9 protein-coding genes and 1 pseudogene are annotated in these 16,224 nt (G+C 65.2%); 6 read left to right on the top strand and 4 right to left on the bottom strand.

What is annotated here, in order from left to right:
• Positions 1 to 52: 52 nt before the first annotated feature.
• Together BBTA_RS16210 and BBTA_RS16205 are read left to right on the top strand one after the other, a co-directional pair.
• On the top strand, positions 53 to 3,304 hold the full coding sequence (locus BBTA_RS16210) for an efflux RND transporter permease subunit (RefSeq protein WP_012043573.1): 3,252 nt from the start codon (positions 53 to 55) through the stop codon (positions 3,302 to 3,304).
• An 11-nt stretch (positions 3,305 to 3,315) separates the two neighbouring features.
• Positions 3,316 to 4,887 (top strand): efflux transporter outer membrane subunit, encoded by a 1,572-nt coding sequence (locus BBTA_RS16205; RefSeq protein WP_012043572.1) that lies wholly within the window; start codon positions 3,316 to 3,318, stop codon positions 4,885 to 4,887.
• Between the two features lie 33 nt (positions 4,888 to 4,920).
• Here the strand turns inward: BBTA_RS16205 and BBTA_RS16200 are convergent, their stop codons facing one another.
• The 4 genes and pseudogenes from BBTA_RS16200 to BBTA_RS16185 all read right to left on the bottom strand — a co-directional run bounded on the left by BBTA_RS16200 (position 4,921) and on the right by BBTA_RS16185 (position 9,171).
• Positions 4,921 to 6,009: a TRAP transporter substrate-binding protein gene (locus BBTA_RS16200; protein WP_012043571.1), complete on the bottom strand. Its 1,089-nt coding sequence runs from the start codon at positions 6,007 to 6,009 to the stop codon at positions 4,921 to 4,923.
• Between the two features lie 183 nt (positions 6,010 to 6,192).
• Positions 6,193 to 7,287 (bottom strand): annotated as a pseudogene (locus BBTA_RS16195) (TRAP transporter substrate-binding protein); the annotation flags it as partial.
• A gap of 174 nt (positions 7,288 to 7,461) precedes the next feature.
• Entirely contained in the window at positions 7,462 to 8,592 is a 1,131-nt protein-coding gene (locus tag BBTA_RS16190) for an Mrp/NBP35 family ATP-binding protein (RefSeq protein WP_012043569.1), read from the bottom strand.
• A 132-nt stretch (positions 8,593 to 8,724) separates the two neighbouring features.
• The gene (locus BBTA_RS16185) at positions 8,725 to 9,171 is read right to left on the bottom strand and encodes a VOC family protein (RefSeq protein WP_012043568.1); all 447 of its coding nucleotides are present in this window, start codon (positions 9,169 to 9,171) and stop codon (positions 8,725 to 8,727) included.
• Between the two features lie 228 nt (positions 9,172 to 9,399).
• Here BBTA_RS16185 and BBTA_RS16180 point away from each other — a divergent pair, with 228 nt between their 5' ends.
• From BBTA_RS16180 to BBTA_RS16165, 4 genes are all read left to right on the top strand, one after another.
• A complete protein-coding gene (locus tag BBTA_RS16180; RefSeq protein ID WP_256374719.1) occupies positions 9,400 to 10,302 on the top strand; it encodes an NAD(P)-dependent oxidoreductase in 903 nt (300 codons plus the stop codon).
• A 344-nt stretch (positions 10,303 to 10,646) separates the two neighbouring features.
• Complete coding sequence (locus BBTA_RS16175; protein WP_012043566.1) at positions 10,647 to 13,040, top strand: TonB-dependent siderophore receptor; 2,394 nt, start codon at positions 10,647 to 10,649, stop codon at positions 13,038 to 13,040.
• 6 nt (positions 13,041 to 13,046) lie between these two features.
• Entirely contained in the window at positions 13,047 to 14,501 is a 1,455-nt protein-coding gene (locus BBTA_RS16170; RefSeq protein WP_012043565.1) for a PepSY domain-containing protein, read from the top strand.
• 113 nt (positions 14,502 to 14,614) lie between these two features.
• Positions 14,615 to 16,213, top strand: a complete 1,599-nt coding sequence (locus tag BBTA_RS16165; protein WP_012043564.1) for a HAMP domain-containing sensor histidine kinase — start codon at positions 14,615 to 14,617, stop codon at positions 16,211 to 16,213.
• Positions 16,214 to 16,224 lie beyond the last annotated feature (11 nt).

Below are 16,224 nucleotides of genomic sequence, written 5' to 3'. Positions count from 1 at the left end.
TCCTCTCCACAGCAGGGCCCTCCCGCGTCGCTGCGAGTTCGGTAGAATCGCCTTGGTCAAAAGCCTCATCCAGTTCGGCCTCACCCGCAGCGCCATCGTCGTGCTGGGCCTGCTCGTGTTCTGCGCAGCCGGCATCGCCGCGTTCCTCAGATTGAACATCGAAGCCTACCCCAATCCTGCACCGGTGATCCTGGAGATCACGGCGCAGGCGTCGGGCCTGTCGGCAGAGGAGATGGAGAAGTACTATACGATCCCGATGGAGGTCGGGCTCTATCCGACCCCGGGCGTCGTCAACATCCGCTCGACCTCGTTCTACGGCCTCGCTTTCGTTCGCGTCACGTTCAAATACGGTGTCGACTATTATTTCGCTCTGACGCAGGCCGCCAACAGCATCCAGCAGAATATCCAGCTGCCCGGCAATCTCGTCCCCACCATTCAGCAATCGAGCCTGGTCGGCGAGATCTACCGTTATCGGCTGGTCGGGCCGCCCAATTTCGGGCTGACCAATCTGCGCACGCTGCAGGACTATGTCGTGACGCGGCGGCTGATGACCATTCCCGGCGTGGTGCAGGTCAACGCCTGGGGCGGCACCACCAAGCAATTCAATGTCGACGCCGATCTGCAGAAGCTCGAATCCTACAACATCACAGTGCCGCAGCTGGTGGCTGCGCTCGGCAACGCCAACGTCAATGTCGGCGGCCGCGAGATCACCATCGGCCAGCAATCGGTCAATATTCGCGGCATCGGGCTGATCGATTCGGGCGGCACCGACGACATCACCAAGGGGAATCGCGTCGCGGATATCGAGAACATCGTGCTGACGCAGTCCGCGGGACTGCCGATCCAGATCAAGGACGTGGCCAGGGTCTCGGTCGGCTACGTTACCCGACTCGGCATCGCCGGCAAGGACAAGGATGACGATATCGCGGCCGCCATCGTCGTGATGGGGCGCACCCAGCACACCAACGACATCATCCCGAAAGTGCAGGCCGAGGTCGCCCGGATCAATTCCGACGGCACGCTGCCGGCCGGCGTGCACATCGTGCCGTATTACGACCGCAGCGCGCTGGTCGGCGTCACCACGCATACGGTGCTGCACAATCTCGTGTTCGGCTGCCTGCTGGTGTTTGCGATCCAATGGATCTTCCTCGGCGATCTCCGCAGCGCGCTGATCGTCAGCGCCAACATTCCGTTCGCGCTGTTCTTCGCCATCATCATCCTGGTGCTGCGCGACGAGGATGCCAACCTGCTCTCGCTCGGCGCGGTCGATTTCGGCATCATCGTCGACTCCGCGGTCATCATGATGGAGAACGTGTTCCGCAATCTGCAGTCGCCACCGGAGGCGCGGCAGCTGACGCTGCAGAGGCTGTCCGAGGGTTATTGGGGTGTCGATCCCACCGTCCCCACGCATGGTCATCCGGCGGCGGTCCGTTGGAGCGAGCGGCTGCGCATGATCTATGTCAGCGCGCTGCAGGTCGACAAGGCCGTGTTCTTCACCGCAGCGATCACGGTGACCGCGTTCGTGCCGCTGTTCACGATGCAGGGTGTCGAGGGCCAGATTTTCGGCCCGATGGCGCGGACCTATGGCTATGCGCTGGCCGGCGCGCTGCTCGCAACCTTTACCGTCACGCCTGTTCTCGCCGCGCTGCTGTTGCCGCGGCACGTCGAGGAGGTCGAGACGGTGATCGTGCGTGCCCTCCGCCGCGTCTACACGCCTGTGCTCGCCTGGTCGCAGGCGCATGTCAGGCTCGCGGTCGCGGCCGGCTTGGCCTTCCTCATGCTCAGCCTGCTGGCCGCAAGCCAGCTGGGCAGCGAATTCCTGCCAGCGCTCGAAGAGGGCAATTTCTGGATCCGCGCGTCCATGCCGCCGACCATCTCGCTCGATGCCGGCACCGCCGCCACCCGTAAAATGCGCGAGATTCTGCTGCGCCACCCCGAGATCATCACCGTGGTGTCGCAGCACGGCCGTCCCGACAATGGCAGCGACGCCTCGCCCTTCTCCAATGTCGAACTGTTCGCCCCGATCAAGCCGTTCGACGAATGGCCGGCCGGCCTGACCAAGGAGAAGCTGACCGAACAGTTGCAGCAGGAATTCGCAGCCGAGCTGCCCGGCATCAGCTTCAACTTCTCGCAATACATCCAGGACAATGTCGAAGAGGCGCTCTCCGGCGTGAAGGGCGCCAATTCGGTCAAGGTGATCGGTCCCAATCTCGAGGTGCTGGAGCAGATTGCGACCCACGTGATGGAGGAAATGGCGAAGGTGAACGGCGTCGCCGATCTCGGCGTCTTCCACCTGGTGGGGCAGCCCAACCTCGACATCAAGGTCAACCGCGAGAAGGCGGCGCGCTACGGGCTGAATACCGGAGATGTCACCACGGTGATCCAGGCCGCGCTCGGCGGCACCAACGCGACGACCGTGCTCGAAGGTGACCGAAGCTTCGCCGTCGCCGTCCGGCTCGATGCGCGCTTCCGCAGCAGCATCGATGCGGTGAAGGACATCAAGGTCGCCTATGTGACACCATCCGGCACCAACGCCTATATTCCGTTGTCGGAGCTTGCAGACATCTCGCTCGATACCGGCGCACTTTTCATCTATCGCGAACTCAGCCAGCGCTACATCCCGATCAAGTTCTCGGTGCGCGGCCGCGATCTCGGCGGCACGGTCAAGGAGGCGCAGGAGCGGATCGCGCGGGCCGTCCCGCTGCCGGCCGGCTACCGCATCGTCTGGTCGGGGGAGTTCGACAATCTCGAAGCTGCGAAGGCGCGCCTTCTGGTCGTGGTACCTATCACGCTGCTGCTGATCTTCGTGCTGCTCTACAGCCTGTTCAACTCGCTGCGCGACAGCCTGCTGGCGCTGGCCGGCATTCCCTTCGCGATCGGCGGCGGCCTGATCGCGCTGTGGATCGCCGGGCTCGCCTTCTCGATCTCGGCTGCGATCGGATTCATCTCGCTGTTCGGCGTGGCCGTCATGGACGGCATTCTGAACATCACCTATTTCCGCGAGCTCCGCGCCACCGGCCGCAGTGTCGCCGAGGCCGTGTTCCACAGCTCCGAGCAACGCATGCGGCCGATGCTGATGACCGCGCTGTCCGCGGGCGTCGGTCTGTTTCCGGCCGCCCTCTCCCATGGCATCGGCAGCCAGGTCCAGCGGCCGCTCGCCACCGTCGTCGTCGGCGGCATGTTCATCGGCCCGCTGCTGCTGCTGATCGTCGCGCCGGCGCTGCGCCGCATCTTCCTGGCGCACGATCCCACGACGGCCCCGATCGACGACGGCACCGCGGCCTCTCCAGAACCTGCTGAATAGGAGCCGGCCCGATGCGTCAGCTTCATCCACTCTCGCGGTCTGTCCGGCGTGCCTCAAGGGCTTGGCTTGCCCTGGCGCTCTTGATCGCGACAAGCGGCTGCGCCGTCGGTCCTGATTTCGATAGGCCCGAGCCGCCTGCGGTCGCAGGCTATACACGAAAGCCATTGGCCTCGCCTGCGGCGGACCGCACCGGTCCGCAGGTTGCGCCGCAACAATTCCAGATTGACGCTGACGTGCCGGCGCGCTGGTGGGCGGCGTTCCGCTCGTTCCCGCTGAACGAGTTGATCCGCAGATCAGTCGCGCGCAACCCGACTCTCGACGCCGCCGACGCCGCGATCCGCATCGCCAACGAGAATGCGCAGGCACAGCGCGGGCTGTTCTATCCGCAGCTCGGCGCGAACTATACGGCCGCGGACCAGCAGAGCTCGAACATGGCGAGGCAGCAGGGGCCGGGTGATCCGCCACAGTCGCGCTACTCTCTCCACACGGCGCAGCTGACCATCAGCTTCGTGCCGGACCTTTGGGGACAGAACGCGCGCAGCGTCGAAAGCCTGGAGGCGCAGACCGAGCAGGCGCGCTTCCAGCTCGAGGCGGCCTATCTGACGCTGACGACGAACGTCGTCACGGCCGCCATCCAGGAGGCCTCGCTGCGCGGCCAGATCGCAGCGACCGAGCGCATCATCAAGATCGAGCGTGACATTCTCGGCATTCTCAACAGCCAATTGCAGGCCGGTCAGGCCGCGCAGGTCGACGTGCTGACGCAACAGACCGCGCTGGCCCAAGTCGAGCAGACGCTGCCGCCACTGCAGAAGCAGATCGCGATCCAGCGCGACCTGCTGACCGCGCTCGCCGGTCAATTCTCGGCTGACGAGATCACTGAGACATTCGACCTGCAGCATCTCGCTTTGCCGCGCAACCTGCCGATCAGCCTGCCGGCTGCGCTGGTGGCGCAGCGGCCCGACATCCGCGCCGCCCAAGCTAATTTGCATGCGGCCAGCGCGCTGGTTGGCGTGGCCATCGCCGCCCGGCTGCCCAACATCACGCTCTCAGCCAATCCCGGCAGCAGCGCCTTCAGGCCCGCCGAGTTGCTCACGCCGGGCACGCTGTTCTACACCGTCGCCGGCAGCGCCACCGCGACCGTGTTCGACGGCCTCACGCTCTATCACCGGCAGAAATCCGCGGAGGCAGCCCTCGACCAGGCCGGCGCGCTGTACCGCCAGGCCGTGATCACCGCGCTGCAGAACGTCGCCGACAGCCTGCGCAGCCTGCAGGCCGACGCCCGCGCGGTGCAGGCGGCGATCAAGGCCGAAGACAGCGCCCGCGCGACCCTCGACATCATTCAGAAGCAGCTGACCCTGGGCCAGATCAGCCAGGTCACCGTCCTCAACGCCCAGCAGGCCTACCTCAACACGGCCATCGCACGCGTCCAGGCGGAGGCGACCCGGCTTGCTGATACCGCCGCCTTGTTCATGGCGCTCGGCGGCGGCTGGCCTGCCGCCTGCACCACGCATGTGTGGCGCGACTGCATCATGAGCGAGGGCCGGGTCGATGTCCTGCGAACGGCCGACGCCGCACCGAAGTGATTGGCCGGCCTGCTTCGCACGCCGGCCGTTGTGTCAGCTCTGGGAACGCCGGGCCATGAAGTTGTCGTAGCCGACCTCGGCGACCTGGAACCAGGAATAGCCGGCGCCCGAATAGGCCGTCAGCGACTCCAGCGCCTTCTTGAAGTTGGGATTGCTGGCTGCGACCTCGGCATGCAGCTCCTTGGCGGCCTTGAACGAGGCTTCCATGACCGGCGCCGGGAAAGGATGCAGCTTGGCGCCGCCGGCGATCAGCTTGCGCAGCGCCAGCGGATTGGCGGAATCGTATTTCGCCATCATCCAGTTGTTGGCGAAGTGGCCGGCCTGCTCCAGGAGCTTCTGATAATGCTTGGGCAGCGCATTCCACTTCTCGAGGTTGATCATCGCGAGCAGCATCGGCCCGCCCTCCCACCAGCCGGGGAAGTAGTAATGCGGCGCGACCTTGAACAGGCCGAGCTTCTCGTCGTCATAGGGACCGACCCATTCAGCGGCATCGATCGTGCCCTTCTCCAGCGCCGGATAGATGTCGCCGCCGGCGAGCTGCTGCGGCACGCAGCCGAGCTTCTGCATGACCCGGCCGGCAAAGCCGCCGATGCGGAATTTCAGGCCGTTGAGATCGTCGACCGAGTTGATCTCCTTGCGGAACCAGCCGCCCATCTGGCAGCCGGTGTTGCCGGCAAGCAGCGAGGTGACGTTGTAGCTCTTGTAGAACTCGTTGAGGATCTCCTTGCCCCCGCCCATCAGGTACCAGGCCTGGTTGATGCGCATGTTCGGGCCGAACGGCACCGAGGAGCCGAAGGTGAAGGTCGGGTCCTTGCCGAAGTAGTAGTACGACGCCGTGTGCCCCATCTCGACCGTGCCGTTCTGCACGGCGTCGAGCACCTGCAGGCCGGGCACGATTTCGCCGGCGGCGAAAGTCTGGATCTGGAATTTGTTGTCGGTGGCCTCGCTGACCATCTTGGCCATCATCTCGGCGCCACCATGCAGGGTGTCGAGCGATTTCGGCCAGCTCGTGGTCATGCGCCATTTGATCTCGGGCAATGATTGCGCGATCGCGGGCGATGCGATTGCGGCGGCGCCGGCCGCGCCGAGCCCCGTGACCTTGATGAAATCTCTCCGCTTCATAGTCTTTCCCTCCCTCATGATGATGATGTGCTTGGTGTTGGGCGGCCTTCTTACGAGGCCTTTGCAACCACTCTGGATCAAACCGCGACGGAGTGCCATTGCGAAACGTTGTCGCAACGCAGCGCAAAAAGCCCGGCCTCTTACGAGGCCGGGCTCAATTGTCCGCCGATCGAATATTTGAGATCAGCCGCGGGTGCGCGAGCGGATCATGAAGCTGTCATAGGTGTATTCAGCGACCTGCCACCACAGATACTCATCCGAGCGGTAGGCCTGCATGGCGTCGATCGACTTCTTGAAGTCGGGGTTCTTCGCCGAGATCTCGCCCCACAGCTCGTTGGTGGCCTTGAGGCAGGCTTCCAGCACCTCGTTGGTGAACGGGCGCAGCTGCGTGCCGCCGGCGACCAGGCGCTTCAGCGCCGAGGGGTTCTGCATGTCGTAGCGCGCCGCCATCCAGGTGTTCGCCGCCATCGTCGCGTTGGTCAGAATGGCCTGGTAGTTCTTCGGCAGCGAATTCCACTTCTCCAGGTTGGTGTAGGCGTGGACGGTCGGACCACCCTCCCAGAAGCCCGGATAATAGTAGTACTTGGCCACCTTCTGGAAGCCGAGCTTCTCGTCGTCATAGGGGCCGACCCACTCGGCGGCGTCGATGGTGCCCTTCTCCAGCGCCGGGTAGATGTCGCCGCCCGCGAGCTGCTGCGGCACGACGCCGAGCTTCTGCAGCACCTGGCCGGCGATGCCGCCGATGCGGAATTTGAGGCCCGAGAGGTCGGCGACCGTCTTGATCTCCTTGCGGAACCAGCCGCCCATCTGGGTGCCGGTGTTGCCGCAGGGGAAGCCGATCACGCCGAACTTCTTGTAGAATTCGTTGGCGAGCTCATTGCCGCCGCCCTGATACAGCCAGGAGTTCTGCTGCCGGGCATTGAGGCCGAACGGCACCGAGGCGAAGATCGCAAACGTCGGGTCCTTGCCGACATAATAATAAGACACCGTGTGGCACATCTCGACGGTGCCGTTGGCGGTCGCGTCCAGCGCCTGCAGGCCGGGGACGATTTCGCCGGCCGCGAACACCTGGATCTGGAACTTGTTGTCGGTCATCTCGGCGACGTATTTCGCCAGTTCGGTCGCGCCGCCATAGATCGTATCGAGCGACTTCGGGAAGCTGGAGGTCAACCGCCACTTGATCTCGGGCGAGGACTGCGCAATCGCCGGCGAGGCAATGGCGCCCGTCGCCGCGGCACCAGCGGCCGAAACCTTCAGAAAATCACGACGCTTCATATTAAGGCATCTCCTTGTTGGGGGCGTTTCCCGTGAAAACTATTTGTCCGCCGATGCGATTGGCCGCATCGAGTCGAGTACGATCCGGCCGGGGCTTTAGCACGGAACCGGGTCAGCGAAAACGCGACGTTGGAATGACAGGCCGTCCAATAGTCGCACGCAAATTGCTGCAGCGCGTCACGCCGCAGCGATGGCGCCCTTGAGCTGATCCCGAACCGACGCAGCGATGGTCCGGTAGATCGCCGCATGCGGCCCGCTGGGGTCGCTCTCCACCACCGGCGTGCCGGCGTCGGAGGTCGAGCGGATGTCCATGTGCAGCGGGATCTCGCCAAGGAAGGGCACGCCGAGCCGCTCGGCCTCGTGGCGGGCGCCGCCATGGCCGAAAATGTCCGAGCGCGTGCCGCATTGCGGGCACTGGAAGTAGCTCATGTTCTCGATGATCCCGAGCACGGGCACGTTGACCTTGCGGAACATCGCAAGACCCCGGCGGGCGTCGATCAGCGACAGATCCTGCGGCGTCGACACGATCACCGCGCCCTTCAACGGCACGTTCTGCGCCAGGGTCAGCTGAGCATCGCCGGTGCCCGGCGGCATGTCGACCACCAGAACGTCGAGCGTGCCCCAGGCGACCTCGCGCAGCATCTGGTTGATCGCCGACATCACCATCGGGCCGCGCCAGATCATCGGGCTGTCCTCCTCGACCAGGAAGCCGATCGACATGATCGCAAGGCCGAAGCGCGACAGCGGGATCATCTTCTTGTCCGGCGTGAGCTGCGGCTTCTCGTGCAGGCCGGTCAGCTTGGGCACCGACGGTCCGTAGATGTCGGCATCGAGCAGCCCGACCTTGAGCCCAAGGTCGCGCAGACCGAGCGCAAGGTTGATCGCGGTGGTCGACTTGCCGACGCCGCCCTTGCCCGAGGCAACCGCGATCACCGCGCCGATGCCGGGGATCGCAGCCTGCCGCGACATCGGCGAGTCCGCCGGATGCTGATGCTGGTGGGGACGATGCGCCGAGACCGGCTGCACGCCGGAGCTCCGTGGCGGCGGCGGCGCGGCGCCCGGCTTGCGCTCGGCGGTCAGGGCGATCATGGCCATGGTCACGCCGGGAATGGCGCGCACGGCCGCCTCCGCCTGGGCGCGGGTGTCCTCCCAGCCGCGTGCCTCGCTGGCCTCGACATTGATGGAGAAGAACACCTTGCCCTCATTGGCCGTGATCGGCGACAGCACCCCGGCGTCGGTCAGCGCCACGCCGCGTGGCGAGCGGACCCGCTTGAGTGCCTCGAGAACCTGCTGCTGCGTCACGCTCACGGCGCGTCTCCTGAAGAAGTTCAGAACGCGCCACATCGTCGCGCCCTATCGTCTTGGCCGGACATGATCTTCCGTCGTTGCCGACAGCATCCGCCCGGCCTCCTGTTGGGCTGCTTCATAATGCCGGTCAGCTCAAAACGCCACCATGGTTCCGATGTCGGATGCGGTCTCCACCGGCGCATCCCCGGCCTGTTCCTTGGCTGCCTCGTAATTGAGCTCGATCATCACGCCGTTCGGATCGCGCACGAAGATCTGCCACAGCTCACCCCCCGGAACCTGGCGGGCTTCGAACGGCATGCCCTTGGCCGCGAGCCGCGCCTTCATGGCGGCGAAGCCACGGCTGACGAAGGCGACGTGATGGACGACGCCGGAATCAGGCTTTTGTGCCTCTGACGTCGGCGAGATATCGACCAGATGCACCACCGCCCGGCCCTCGCTGTACATCCAGGCGCCGGGAAACGCGAAGTTTGGCCGGGCGCCGTTTTCCAGCCCGAGCACGTCCTCATAGAAGCGGACCGTCTCGGCAAGGTTGCGGGTCCGGATGTTGAAATGATCGAGCACGCCGACGCTGACGCCCATGCGGGACACTCCCTGGCTGGTTCGTTGGTTATTCGGATTTCGTAGCCGGATGACGACTTTGCAAGCCATCATGATCAGGCCTGTTTAGCACACAGTCCCGCTTTCGCATCCGTCACGAAGCCGTTGCCCCCGCCTCGCAAGCCGTTATGGTGCGGCGTCCAGCACGCCGCCGCGAGCCGCGCGGGGTGCTGATGTGTTCCTTCCAAGAACAGCCCGGCCCTCTCAAGGCTGTCGGCAGAACCCAAGGTCAAGGTAGCTCATATGGCTAAAGTCGCTTTCATCGGTCTCGGCGTCATGGGTTTCCCCATGGCAGGACATCTCGTGAAGAAGGGTGGTCACGAGGTCACGGTCTATAACCGCACCGCGGCCAAGGCGAAGGAATGGGCCGACAAGTTCGGCGGCAAGACCGCCGCAACGCCGAAGCAGGCCGCCGAGGGCCAGGACTTCGTGATGTGCTGCGTCGGCAACGACAACGACCTGCGCTCGGTGACGATCGGCGCCGACGGCGCCTTCGCCGGCATGAGCAAGGGCGCGACCTTCGTCGACCACACCACCGCCTCGGCTGAAGTGGCACGTGAGCTGGACGCGGCAGCAACCAAGGCCGGCTTCAAATTCATCGACGCGCCGGTGTCCGGCGGCCAGGCCGGCGCCGAGAACGGCGTTCTCACCGTGATGTGCGGCGGCACCGCGGAGGCCTATGCCGGCGCTGAGCCGGTCATCGCGGCCTATGCAAGGATGTGCAAGCTGCTCGGACCGGCCGGCAGCGGCCAACTGACCAAGATGGTCAACCAAATCTGCATCGCCGGCCTCGTTCAGGGCCTGTCCGAAGGCATCCATTTCGCGAAGAAGTCGGGCCTCGACGTCGCAGCCGTGATCGAGACCATCTCCAAGGGCGCTGCCCAGTCCTGGCAGATGGAGAACCGCTACAAGACCATGAACGACGGCAAATATGATTTTGGTTTTGCAGTGGAATGGATGCGCAAGGACCTGTCGATCTGCCTCAACGAAGCGCGCCGCAACGGCGCCCATCTGCCGGTGACCGCGCTGGTCGACCAGTTCTACTCCGAGGTCGAGAAGCTTGGCGGCAAGCGTTGGGATACGTCCAGTCTGCTGGCCCGGCTGGAGAAGTAACAAGACGAATATCGATCCGGCTCTGCCGCCGCCTTGCGTGCGCGGCAGAGCGCTCGCCTCGCTCAATGGCGAGCCCCCTCTCTCCCTCGCTCCCCCCAGTGCGCCGAGCCACGCGCGATGGCAGGTCGCATCGCCATTGTGCGCATCACGACTCGCTGTTACCGATTGCAATCGCTAGTCGTTCGCAACTGTTGCCGAAACGAGACAGCCCGTGGCGGAAAGAAGGAAATGTAATGTTATAACATTACATTCTTCCGATTTTCGGCTAACTCGTCTCCGTCATCATGAACGCATGGCTTGGGGACGCGGGACGCCGGCACAGCCGACCCGCGGTGAGGATTGGAATGAGCGCGCGGGACGTCTGGGGTTCGATATCGCTGGCGGGGCTGGTTGCGGCAGGCTGGGCGCCGGCGCCCATGGCACATGCGCAGCAGGCCGCCAATTCGTCGGGAAAGCCGGCGGCGGAAACCGTTCTGCCCGGCGTCACGGTCGATGCACCACGCCCGCGACCGGTCGACGGCCGCGCTCCCTCCGCGCGGCCGACCTCCGCGCAGACCGCGCGTTCTGCGCCGCGACGTCCGCCAGCGTCCTCCCCGGCAGCAGCCTTGTCGTCCGCCACCACCGGCCCCACGGCCACCACCCCGCTCAATGGCAATGCGACGCCGGCCAGCGGCAGCCGGCTCGGACTGACGGCGCGGGAGATCCCGGCAACAGTTGAAGTGATCGGCGCCGAGACGCTGCGCGAGCGGGGCTATCACACGACTGTCGATGCCGTGAAGGGTGCCACCGGCGTCAGCGCGGGCGATGCGCCGAACGATGTCGGCTTCGCGATGCGCGGCTTCCAGGGCAACCAGATCAATGTGCTCTACAACGGCATCAACATCGGGCCGACCGGATTCACCGCGCTGACGATGGAGACCTTCAACCTCGATCGCGTCGAGTTTCTGAAAGGCCCCTCCTCGCTGAGCTCGGGCCAGGGCGCGGTCGGCGGCACCATCAACTTCGTGACCAAGGCGCCGCACACCGGCCCGGTCGAGAGCGAGACCTTCATCGGCTTCGACCAGCGCGGCACCTTCCGCAGCGGCTTCGGCTCGGGCGGCAGCACGACCGTCCGGGGGCTCGACTACCGCTTCGACATCAGCCGCACCAGGGAAGTCGGCTTCATCGACGACACCGAGTTCAAGAACGTCCACGTCTCGGGCCAATTGAACTATCGCCTGTCCGACAGCTTCAGGACCTTCGTCGCGGCCGAGTTCAAAGACTACAAGGCCAAGCCCTATGAAGGCACACCGCTGGTGCCGGTGGCCTTCAGTGGCGCGAATGCGACCAGCGGCATCGTTTCGGGCACCAAGGTCTCCGACTACAACGGCACCAATCTCGGCGCCGTCACGATCGATGGCCGCACGCTGTCGACCAACTACAATGTGATCGACGGCCACAAAACCATCAAGGAGTCATGGGTGCGCAGCGGCTTCGAATGGGACCTCAACAACGCCGTCACGCTGCGGAGCCAGATCTACAACTACAATGCCAGCCGCGACTGGTACAACAACGAGGTGTCGGCGTTCAACGCCGGGACCAACCTGGTCGACCGCGAGCGCTTCTTCGTCCACCACAACCACAACATCGTCGGCAACGTTACCGACGTCACCTGGAACGGCAGTATCTTCGGCCTGTCCAATCGCATGGTCGCGTCGGTCGAGAGCTCGCACACCGACTTCACGCGGCCCGGCGCGGCGAACTTTCCCGGCGAGTCGGTCCCGCTGGTCGGCTTCGATCGTGGTACCTATGGCCTGCTGACGACACAATTACAGACTGCCACCATCGACAGCGTCGCGATCAATCTCGAGGACCGGCTGAAGCTGACGGACAGCTTCGCGCTGGTCGGCGGCCTGCGCTACAATCCGTTCACGCTCGACCGCAACTGGATCCGGAATGGCGCCGAGCGGCCGGGCTTCCCCTATTCCAAGAGCTGGCAGCCGGTCACCGGCCGCATCGGCTATACGTGGGAAGCGCTGCCGGGGACGACCTTCTACAGCCAATATGCGACCGCGAGCGACATCTCGGCCGACAGCATCTTCCTGCTCAGCCCGACGCAGAACCTTACGCTGTCGGACTCCCGCAGCTACGAGACCGGCGTCAAGCAGCTCGTGTGGAACGGCCGCGCAGAGTGGACCTTCTCGGCGTTCGACATCGAGCGCAACAATGTCTACAGCGCCCAGGCCGGCCAGCAGCTCAACCTCGCCGGCAAGGTGAAGTCCCAGGGCATCGAGCTGGCCGCCGCCGTGCGGCCGACGACGGAGACCAGGCTCTGGGGCAACGTCGCCTATGTGCGCGCACGCTACGCCGACTACGATCTTGCCAATGGCGGCTCGTTCTCCGGCAACACGCCGCCGAACATTCCGGCTGTCATCGTCAATGGCGGCGGCTCCTACCGCTTCCTCAATCCGGGCTGGTGGCCGGTCGAACTCGGTTTCTCCGTGCGCCATGTCGGCGACCGCTGGAGCACCGATGCCAACACGGTGAAGCTGCTCGCCTATACCACGGCCGACCTGTTCGCCTTCATCGACCTGCCGAAGGTGCCGCTGTTCGCCACCGCGACCAGCACGCGCCTCGCCTTCCGCGTCCGCAACGTCACCGACAAGCGCTATGCGGCCTGGAGCGATCCGTTCTATCCCGACCAGATCTTCCTCGGCGCGCCCCGCACCTACGAGGTCGAAGCCTCGTTCAAGTTCTAGGGCCGCATGATCCGGGCGCTGATCCTCACGCATCGCTGGCTCAGCATCCTGCTCGGTCCGCTGTTCATGCTGTGGTTCGCGACCGGCATCGTGATGCACTTCGTGCCGTTCCCCGCACAGACGGAGGGCGAGCGCTTCGCAGGACTGGCGCCGCTCGATCTCGCTGTGCCGCTGCACGCCCCGGCAGAGGCGCTCGCCAGCCTGGGCGGCCAACCTGCCCGCCGCATGCGGCTGATGCAGCGCGTCGATGGCGCGGTCTACGTCATTGCCACGCCGGGCCGCCATGTGGCGATCCATGCCGACAGCCTTGCCGCGGCCGACGTCACCGATCCCGGCCTCGCTTTGGCGATCGCCCGCGCCGCGGCACAGCGGCGCGGGCTCGACGCCGCGGGCGCCGCGATCGCGGCGCTCGGCGATTACGATCAATGGACGGTGCCGAACCGGTTCGATACGCACCGCCCGCTGCATCGCATCGCGCTGAACGATGCCGACGGCACCGAGCTCTACGTCTCCTCGCGCACCGGGGAGGTCGTGCTCGACACGACACGCTTCGAACGCGGCTGGAATTATGTCGGCAGCGTCGTGCACTGGATCTACCCGACTGTGCTGCGCAGAGATTGGGCGGCCTGGAACGTCACGGTCTGGTGGCTCTCGCTCGCGGCGGCGATTGCCGCCGTCACCGGCGCCCTGCTCGGTCCGCTCCGGCTGCGGTTGCGCAAAGCACGCCTGTCGTCGCGCTACCGCAGCTGGCACCTGTGGCATCACTGGGCCGGCCTGATCTGCATGCAGTTCGTCCTGACCTGGATCGTCAGCGGCTGGCTGTCGATGGACCATGACCGATTGTTCGCGACCGGCCAGCTCACGGCTTCGGAGGACGCCGTCCTCATCGGCGTCCCCGACTGGAGCGCCCTGACCACCATCCCTCCGACGGGCCTGTCTGGCGACGTCCGCGAGATCGAATGGTTTGCGTTCGGCGGCCGCCTGTATCAGCGCGCACGGCGGGCCCTCGGCCAGCAGCAGATCTCGGTGCGCGACCGCGCGACCTGGCGACCGGTCGGCCGCTTCCTGCAGCCCGCCGATATCAATGCCACGGCGGATCACCTGGGCGGCCATTGCGGGCGCGCGACCGAGGTCGAAGCGGGCGACGATTATCCTTTCGTCTCCGACGTCCCGGGAGCGCCGGTCTATCGCATCGTCTGCGGTGACGCCTGGTATCATGTCGACGCCGCCTCGGGCGCCCTGCTCGAGAAGCTCGACTCCTCCCGGCGCGCTTATCGCTGGCTTTATCAGGCGCTGCACACGCTGGACTTCCCCAGCCTGCTGGCCCACCCGACGCTGCGCACGCTTGTCATCGTCGGCCTCTGCGCCTGCGGCTTCGCCTTCAGCATCACCGGCGTCGTGATCGGCTGGCGGAGGCTGCGTTTTCTCGGCATCGCCGCGCGGCGGAAGCCGGCCTCTTAACGCGGCGTTAACGCAAATTTTTCGTTGTCTATAATCCGTCTTAAGGATTTAGAGCCAGTTATAGAAGATGCAGAAAGCAGCCCGTATGGCCACGGGCAGGATTCGTGTTGTTGATGAGTAGACCCGCTGAAAAGCCCGAAGTCGTCGAGCTTCCGGCCGATACGCCGGCGCTTGCACCGGCAAGCCAGCGTCGGGCCGCGCAGCAGCGGGTGCGCGAGGCGCGCGATCGATTGACATCGACATCGGGAACGCGGCCAGCCTTCGATCGCGAATTGCTGCGCCAATATGCGCAGACCCGCATCTCCGCATCCTACATCGTGATGCTGCTGGTCGTGGCGACCGGGCTGATGCTCAGCGTCTGGCTGCATGCGCTGGCGGCCGGCGCCTGGACCTGCGGCGTGCTCTGCATCCACGCCGCGATCGTGCGCAACTGCTCGAACTTCCTCGCCGACCAGCCGTCGATGGCGGCGACCCGGCGCTGGCGCACACGCTTCGTGCTGCTCGACCTGCTCTACGGCGTGTGCTGGATGGCGATCCTGATCCATCCCGCGCTCGCGGAGGTGTCGGGCACGCTGATGATGTTCCTGATGCTGCTGGTGATCGCCGTCTCCAGCATGCTCGCCGCCAACCTGCCCGTCGCCGCCGTCGCCGTCACCGCGCCGGTGACGGTCGCGATCACGCTGAGCCTGGCGCTGTCGGGCACGTTCGACAATTACCTGCTCGCCGCGTTCGCGGTCGCGGCCGAAGGCTATTTCGTTCTGCTCGCCCATCAGCTGCACTCGACCACGCTCGCGACCCTCGAGGCGCGCGCCGAGAAGGATGCGCTGATCGGCGAGCTCGAACAGGCCAAGGCGATCTCCGACGAGGCGCGCTATCGCGCCGAAGCCGCCAACGTGGCGAAGTCGCGCTTTCTCGCCCAGATGAGCCATGAGCTGCGCACGCCGCTGAACGCCATTCTCGGCTTCTCCGAGGTCATGAAGAGCGAGATCTTCGGCGCGCATGCGGTGCCGGTGTACAAGGAATATTCCGCCGACATCCACAATTCCGGCGTCCACCTGCTGAACCTGATCAACGAGATCCTCGACCTTTCGCGCATCGAGGCCGGCCGCTACGAGCTCAATGAGGAAGCCGTGGCTCTGGTGCATGTGGTGGCCGACTGCCATCATCTGTTGAAGCTGCGGGCGTCCAGCCGTGGCCTGACCATCCATGAAGTGTTCGAGCAGAACATGCCGCGCTTGTGGGCCGACGAGCGGGCAATCCGCCAGGTCGTGCTCAACCTGCTCTCCAACGCCATCAAGTTCACGCCGCAAGGTGGCGAGATCTGGCTGAAGGCCGGATGGACCGCATCGGGCGGCCAGTATCTCAGCGTCAAGGACACCGGCTCCGGCATTCCTGAGAACGAGATCCCGATCGTGCTCGCCTCATTCGGCCAGGGCTCGAACTCGATCAAATCGGCCGAACAGGGCGCGGGCCTCGGCCTCCCCATCGCCAAGAACCTCATCGAGATGCATGGCGGCACCTTCACGTTAAAGTCGAAGGTCCGCATCGGCACCGAGGTGATCGTCACATTCCCGCCCGAGCGGGTAATGTCGGCGCTCGCCCCGTTGTCGGACGAGGCGCCGCCGCTGCAGCCCGAGACGGTCGCCGCACCTGCCCAGGAGAAACGCCGGCTGCTCCGCAAACCGATCATGAATGCCGGAACGGGACTGTGAGATGATTGCAC

The sequence above is a fragment of the Bradyrhizobium sp. BTAi1 genome (genome assembly GCF_000015165.1).
In the GTDB taxonomy this organism is placed as follows: Bacteria; Pseudomonadota; Alphaproteobacteria; order Rhizobiales; family Xanthobacteraceae; genus Bradyrhizobium; species Bradyrhizobium denitrificans.
Note: the sequence above shows the minus strand (reverse complement) of the source record. Positions and strands in the feature narration are given on the sequence as shown.

Bases quoted from the DNA above. Each gene is read 5' to 3' on its own strand.
- BBTA_RS16205 (WP_012043572.1), top strand. From the start codon at position 3,316: ATGCGTCAGCTTCATCCACTCTCGCGGTCTGTCCGGCGTGCCTCAAGG.
- BBTA_RS16185 (WP_012043568.1), bottom strand. From the start codon at position 9,171: ATGGGCGTCAGCGTCGGCGTGCTCGATCATTTCAACATCCGGACCCGC.
- BBTA_RS16170 (WP_012043565.1), top strand. From the start codon at position 13,047: ATGATCCGGGCGCTGATCCTCACGCATCGCTGGCTCAGCATCCTGCTC.
- BBTA_RS16165 (WP_012043564.1), top strand. From the start codon at position 14,615: ATGAGTAGACCCGCTGAAAAGCCCGAAGTCGTCGAGCTTCCGGCCGAT.
- BBTA_RS16200 (WP_012043571.1), bottom strand. From the start codon at position 6,009: ATGAAGCGGAGAGATTTCATCAAGGTCACGGGGCTCGGCGCGGCCGGC.
- BBTA_RS16175 (WP_012043566.1), top strand. From the start codon at position 10,647: ATGAGCGCGCGGGACGTCTGGGGTTCGATATCGCTGGCGGGGCTGGTT.